Source organism: Thermoleptolyngbya sp. M55_K2018_002, assembly GCF_015295965.1.
Classification (GTDB): domain Bacteria; phylum Cyanobacteriota; class Cyanobacteriia; order Elainellales; family Elainellaceae; genus Thermoleptolyngbya; species Thermoleptolyngbya sichuanensis.
The window spans coordinates 1-5527 of record NZ_DVEA01000119.1; the positions used below are offsets into that span (position 1 = coordinate 1).

6 protein-coding genes and 1 pseudogene are annotated in these 5527 nt (G+C 55.1%); 6 read left to right on the forward strand and 1 reads right to left on the reverse strand.

The window, feature by feature from the left end; genetic code table 11:
* The 6 genes and pseudogenes from IGS51_RS05875 to IGS51_RS05900 all read left to right on the forward strand — a co-directional run.
* Positions 1 to 421: pseudogene (locus IGS51_RS05875) on the forward strand (hypothetical protein); the annotation flags it as partial.
* An 83-nt stretch (positions 422 to 504) separates the two neighbouring features.
* On the forward strand, positions 505 to 1014 hold the full coding sequence (locus IGS51_RS05880) for a hypothetical protein (protein ID WP_297077105.1): 510 nt from the start codon (positions 505 to 507) through the stop codon (positions 1012 to 1014).
* A gap of 209 nt (positions 1015 to 1223) precedes the next feature.
* Positions 1224 to 1910, forward strand: a complete 687-nt coding sequence (locus tag IGS51_RS05885) for a hypothetical protein (protein ID WP_297077106.1) — start codon at positions 1224 to 1226, stop codon at positions 1908 to 1910.
* A gap of 141 nt (positions 1911 to 2051) precedes the next feature.
* Positions 2052 to 2750, forward strand: coding sequence for a hypothetical protein (locus IGS51_RS05890; RefSeq protein WP_297077108.1), 699 nt, complete (start codon positions 2052 to 2054; stop codon positions 2748 to 2750).
* Positions 2751 to 2961: 211 nt separating this feature from the next.
* A complete protein-coding gene (locus IGS51_RS05895; protein WP_297077111.1) occupies positions 2962 to 3282 on the forward strand; it encodes a hypothetical protein in 321 nt (106 codons plus the stop codon).
* A complete protein-coding gene (locus tag IGS51_RS05900; RefSeq protein ID WP_297077113.1) occupies positions 3224 to 4261 on the forward strand; it encodes a hypothetical protein in 1038 nt (345 codons plus the stop codon). Before IGS51_RS05895 ends, IGS51_RS05900 begins: the two co-directional genes overlap by 59 nt.
* A gap of 235 nt (positions 4262 to 4496) precedes the next feature.
* Here IGS51_RS05900 and IGS51_RS05905 read toward each other — a convergent pair.
* A partial coding sequence (locus tag IGS51_RS05905) for a GIY-YIG nuclease family protein (protein ID WP_297077115.1) occupies positions 4497 to 5527 on the reverse strand: 1031 nt, incomplete at its 5' end.

The following is a 5527-nucleotide window of genomic DNA, read 5'->3' on the forward strand; positions in this document are numbered from 1 at the left end:
GAAAGACCTGACCCAGCCCGCGCCCGCCACGCTGGGAACCGATTCGGCAACCCCCAACGCTGGCGGCTTCGTGGCGATTCGCTTTGGCAATCTGGCGCTGGAACCCGGCGCTGAGTACGAGTGGCTCTTCTACGACACGCCCGCCGATGACCTGCTCTACCGTTTGCCCTTCTCCATCATGGCAGCCGGAAAAGAGCGGGATCAAATTGCCGCTGATCTGGCCCAGATGGAAACGGCGTTGGCGCAGCAGGGAGCCAATTGGGAGGCGATCGCCCAGGCTAAGGCCGCCTATTTCCTGGAAAAAGACATGCCCGCCGATGCGCTCCACGTCCTCTTTGCAGTTGCCAATCCCACGCCAGATTGGGTCGCCCTCCAGTCTGAGGCGATCGCGGCGATTTGCAGTTTTCCCCTGGGGCTATAGGCATCACCGGGTGAATTAGTCGCTATTTGCCAGAACTAGAAAGAGCCAGTGTTAACTTGTTAACTAATTTTTCCAACCTGACAATGGCTCTACAACCGATTCCTACAACCCCGTCCTCCATCATGGGGCGATCGCTACTGGTTGCCTGTGCTGCCCTGTCTGTCCTGGGTGTCGCTGGGGAAAGCGCGATCGCCTCTAGGCAAGCCGATGCCCTGCGCGGCTTCTCGCAAATGCCTGTGCGAGTGATGAAACTCTGTCATTTGGGCAGTCGTGAAGAGCAACTGCAAGCGGCAGTGGTGCAATACCTCAATCGCCATGACGTTCCGGCTGTCTCTAACCCACGCGGACAACCTGTGGCTACCCCGCGATACGTAATCGCCATTGAATGTACCGACGATGGTGGGGCGATTAGTGTCAGAGGCCGTGTGTTTCACAACGTCCAACTCAATGGCCGCACCATTGAAGCGGATATCTACAGCAGGGGGGGAGGATATGGATCTCTAGGTTATCGGGTCAGTTACTCTCAGGCGGAGAGAGAGCTACTGACCGGTCTGCTAGACACATTCATTAGGGATTGGCGATCGACCCGGTAAAGCATTACAGGCTGAGAAATTGCGCCCCGTTGCGTTCGTTTCTGCGAACCATCTCGCCTTTCCGCTGTGATGGACACGTTCTTCCTCGTTAGCACGACCGGCCTTCAAGAAGTGGTCATTGCAAATTGGCTGAATAAGTGCATAAGTGCATCCCATCCAGAACTATGACTTGACGACTGCAATGCCACCCGATTACAAGGACCTATCCTATGCAGATTTCTCGCGCTCGTCGGTGCGCCCTTGCGCTAGGCTTACCTGGCTTGGCTCTGACCTCACTACTGGGAAGCGCACCCAGCCTCGCCGCTGCCCAACCCTCAAGCGCCGCCCCCGTCGCCCCAGGCAATCCAGCAACCATAACGAACCCGTTGGAAGCCCCGCAAGCGCTCAATACCACTCTTCTACCTGTTCAAAATTTTCAGGAGAGTCCAGTTTCTACTCACTATCTCCTGGCTCAAACTCCCCGTGAAGTCAATCGCATTAGATTGCAGCAGCAGGCTGAAGCCTACAGACGACGGGCAGAGGAACGCAGGCGACGGGCTGAACAGCAGCGGCAACAGGCCCAGGAACGCAGACAGCGGTATGAAGAACGCCAACAGCGCATCGCTGAACAACATCGGCTAGAAGCAGAGCGGCGGCGGCGATATTTTGAAAGTCTTTCTCCAGAACAGCAGCAGGCCTATTTAGCCCAGCAGAGAGCTTTGAGACAGCAAGCGGATCAGGCTGCTGCCCTCTTCTGGATATGGATACTTTCAAATAGCTTGAGTTCAGGCGGGTCTGGTTCTGCTCCGTCGCGCAGTCCTGACTACTATGTGGTTCCAGACAATCGTCCCGCCCCTCAGCCCGCTCCTGCGCCGGTCGCTCCCATCAGCCCCTTCTATGGCGATCGCCACTGGTAACCTCCAATATGCCCCAGTCTCATAGCACTGGGGCGCTCTACTCAATTCCATAGCGCTGAATAAGTTCAGACCACAGAGAACTAAGAACTTGCAATTAGCCCCACTTTAGAACCTGACTTTAAAACTTGAAGGAGGCCTCCCATGCCATACCCCATCGCTCGTTACCTTATTCGCGCTAGTCTTACTCGCAAACTGCAACTCTCCAGCCTGATTCTCGCTTCACTCCTCAGCGCCTCCCCCAGCCTTGCCGCAACTCAAGTCCGCGGAGCCACCGTCCCCAGCGAATCTAGCCCAGTGTTGATGGCCAACATTTTCCGGCGCATTCGTGAAACCGTTCGGGATGTTACAGATACGATCAATACAATTGACTCCTCCTTCCCGCGAAGCAACAGGGGCGATCGCGAGAATACCCCATCGCCGCAGCCTCAGCCTGCCCCACCCAGCGCGAACTCTGCCCCTTCTGCGCCTCCCGCGTCTCGCCCTGCTCCAGCTTCGAGCGATATCCAGGTGCTCCACCGTGACAACAACCCCAGACTCTGCCGAACTGCGGACGGTCACTGTGATGCCTTTGATCTGATCCGCCGCGTCTTGCCCTCCGGCGATGCGGCCCTCATCTTTAGCTACTACTTTAACGGCACCCCTGTTTCCTTCGTCTCACAGGATGAACCGAGCAGTCAGCGGGACTCTATGAAGGGCTATACGGCAGTGCTTTTTGATGACAATCCATCAGCCACAGTGGAGGCGTTCTGTGAAGTTGGTTCGATGGGCAGCAACCCCTACGGATTGGTGGGTTGCAGCATTCGCAACGGCCCCCGTTTTGTATACCTCAGCGAGCAATAAAGTTCAGCCCCAAACGTCTGGCAAACTCTAGAACCGATGACTATGTTTGACAGGTCTTACAACGCTCAACCTTGGATGGTTCATTGTTTGAGTAGTCTGCTAATGGTTAGCGCAGGTCTAGGTTTGCTGGGCGGGGCTGCTGGGGGCAGACGCGGCAAGTTGCGATCGCTACAGCGCCATTTATACAGATGTAAACCAGCGGGGCTTTGAGTTGCACTTTGGCCCCGCCGATCCTAGCACTTACCCACCGTCTCCGGCGGCGGCCACCATCTATTACCAAAATCAGCCCATCTACCAGGGCAACCTGGCGATTTCCAGCGGCTACTCCATGCTCTACTTCATGGCACTGCCGGTTTACTTTTTCAACACTGACCTCACAACCCCCACCGCTGCCTCACCCGAACCCCCTGGGATCGTCTTTATTGCAGGTCTCGGTAGCCACGATTACTACGCCCGTCGTCGAGAACTCCCCAATGCAACTCATCCTTACCTGCTTGAAACCCTATGGCAGTTCAATCGCTGCCCACTCTAAGTTTGCCCTGGGGAAACGTGCCCTGTGGATAGGCTTGGGCATCGGTCTGGCCCTATGGCCTACCCCCGTCTGGGCCAACGGCGGCAGCGCCCTGCTGTGGACAGGTCTGATTCACTTGGTGGTCGGCAATCTGGTGATTGCTTATCTAGAAGCGGGTCTACTCTCCTGGTGGTTTGGCACTCCCAGGGGGCGATCGCTCTGGGTGCTGCTGGCTGCGAACTACGCCTCGGCCTGGGCGGGGGCGCTGCTGCTGGCAAATCGCCTGTCCCAGTATCCTGGTCTGACGATTGCAAATGTGCAGGTCTGGCTGGCGATCGCCTCCTTACTCGCTTTCTTACTTACTCTGGTCATCGAGTATCCCTTCTTCTGGCTCCTGCTGCGCCAGCGCAAGCGGCCTCTCCAGACAGCGCTCAAGGCGACCCTGCTGATCCACGGACTCAGCTACCTACTCCTGTTTGGCTGGTACAGTTCCAACAGCCAGACCAGCCTGATCAGGCAAACACAAGTCGTGCCTGCGGCCCAACTCCAGCCCAGCCCCGCCTACACCCTGCACTACCTCAGTCCCGATGGCGCTCAGGCGCTAAGACTGAACTCAGGCGAAACAGAACCCGTCGCCATCGATCGCGCTGCCTTTGATGCCCTCAGCCCCGAACCCCAGTCCCGCTTTGGCCCCGTGACCAAACTCACCACCCACACGGACTGGGATTACTACACCCACGTCTTTGCGGCAGGTGGTCTGCTCGGTATCAACCGCGCCACCCAAGCACGCCAGCACTTTGCCCTAGAAACACCCTTTGCGGTTTGGGCAATCAGCCACGCCACCCACCTGCCGGACGATTGGCTAATCTTTCAGCTTGACCGCGACCAAATCTGCCTGCTGCACCCCGCCAGCCAGCGCATTGCCCTGATCGCCCGTGGCAAAAGCCCTGTGGTGACGATCTCTGACCCTGCTGAATCGGTTAACCGCTCCCAGAACTAAGTCTGGAAAAAGCTCCTATCCCACACCTAGTCTGCGCCAAAATCTTGCTCCCTGCCCACGATATTCTTGCCCACAGTATCCAGTGAATGACGACTATGTTCCTCACAATTCAGAAAACGATGATGAAGTCTGCCTTTCGCAACAGTCGGCTCTATCAATTTGTTATCTCGCTCGGTAAATGCATTTTATTTATCCTCCAATCATCCTCTTAGTAACAGTTACTCTTTTGGAGGCATTACAAGCGCGACAGGCTTGCCGTTTCTGGATTGTATCGAAATTGATTGATTGTTCCTTCCTTAATTTTTTCAATCACTTCCTCGATCGTACTCAGCGAAACGAAAAACCATTCCTTTGGCTGCACGGGTATGCCAAAGCGATCCTTCAATTCCATATCTAACCGAACACAGTCGAAGAATTTGTGCAGTAGTGCCTCAAGTTTCATCCGGTTGATATTGGCCAGCTTGAAGGTGGCGACGATTTCCACATCTGCGAGTAGATAGGTTGGGTCTTTCTTTGCATTCGCAATGCGTTTTTGGACATCGCCACCAGTTACGCCGATTTTGTGAATGATGGTTCGATTCGCAGCAATGAAGGGATTGTCTGATTGGCTTCTGAGTACATAGATATAACCCGTTTGGGTATTGTCTTCTGCTTCAACCTGGGAAAACAGGGGACCAAGGTCGGGATTGGTAATCCGACGACTGGTTTTGTCTTTGTTGAGGGCGCGTTGAAGCGATCGCAGCAGTAAATCACTCTCAGTCCCGTTGTCATACACTACCCGCAGGCGACAGTTGGGAACCCCATAATCGGTGATAAATTCTTCACCCCTCTCCGCTACTAATACCTTCTGACCATCGAGGATAAACAGATTGCCTTGATTGATAGAGGCATTGTCTTGATACTTCACAGTTTGCCGTGCCCCGCTCTGCAAATCTTGCTGCACTTGGTCAAAAATAGGTTTGAACTGATCAAAGTCCTCGCAGGGTGTGCGCTGGGCGATTTCTTCGGCGGTTTTGATTTCCCGGCGCGATCGCACATGGGTGAGTTGAGTGATGTCATTATCTGAACTAGCATCAATGCCCAGAGAATCCAGTAATGCTTGATCGCTCAACTCTTGCTCGTCCTGTAGACTCTCTGCTGCGGTATCGAGCAGTCCACGGGAGTCAAAAGGCTTCAGGATAGTGCGACAGTCCTCCGATTCCCGCAGGCGATCGAGCCGCACGGCATACAGCCGCTCGAAAATATCCCGGTCTTCCCCATGCTGGG